General features: G+C 65.4%; 2 protein-coding genes. Both read left to right on the top strand.

Features of this window, described 5'->3' with window-relative positions:
- Nucleotides 1–241: AMP-binding enzyme (locus J6524_RS37025; protein WP_446479905.1), on the top strand; the 241-nt coding region annotated here is incomplete at its 5' end.
- Between the two features lie 184 nt (nucleotides 242–425).
- On the top strand, nucleotides 426–664 hold a 239-nt coding region (locus tag J6524_RS37020; protein WP_376712134.1), incomplete at its 3' end, for an alpha/beta fold hydrolase.

Below are 664 nucleotides of genomic sequence, written 5' to 3'. Positions count from 1 at the left end.
TGAGGCTGCCGTGGTGCCCGAGGCCGATCCGGAAGGATTGCTGAAGCCGAAGGCCTTCGTCGTGCTGCGCGCCGGCGCCAAGAGCGATGATCTGCATGAGGTGCTCAAGGAGCACGTCAAGCAGAAGATCGGCCCTTGGAAATATCCGCGCTGGATCGATGTGGTCGATAGTCTGCCGAAGACGGCGACCGGGAAGATTCAGCGGTTCAAGTTGCGGGATAGCGAGACGGCGAAGTCATGATGGGTGCGTTGAGTGAAGCGCTGAGTGTTGCCGCAAGCGACGGCCGTTCCCTCCCCCCTTGCGGGGGAGGGTTGGGGAGAGGGGTAAGCCGCAACGGCAGTGCTCGTGGCCACCCCTCTCCCCAACCCTCCCCCGCAAGGGGGGAGGGAGCTCACTGCGCCGTGTGGTGAAGGGAGCGGTCATAATGACAACCCTCACTGCCTCCGGCTTCCTCACCGTCGGTGCCTCGCATCTCGAATACCGCATGATCGGCCCGTCGCCCGAGAGCGGGCCGACCATTGTGATGCTGCATGAAGGACTCGGCTCGGTCGGGCTGTGGGGCGACTTCCCGGACAGGCTGCAGGCGGCGACCGGCGCGGGCGTGTTCGTCTATTCGCGCGCCGGCTACGGCAATTCGACGCCGGTGAAACTGCCGCGGCCGCT

Origin of the sequence: Bradyrhizobium hereditatis, assembly GCF_020329435.1 — a bacterium.
Taxonomy (GTDB): Bacteria; Pseudomonadota; Alphaproteobacteria; order Rhizobiales; family Xanthobacteraceae; genus Bradyrhizobium; species Bradyrhizobium hereditatis.
This window is presented reverse-complemented; position numbering and strand designations above follow the sequence as displayed.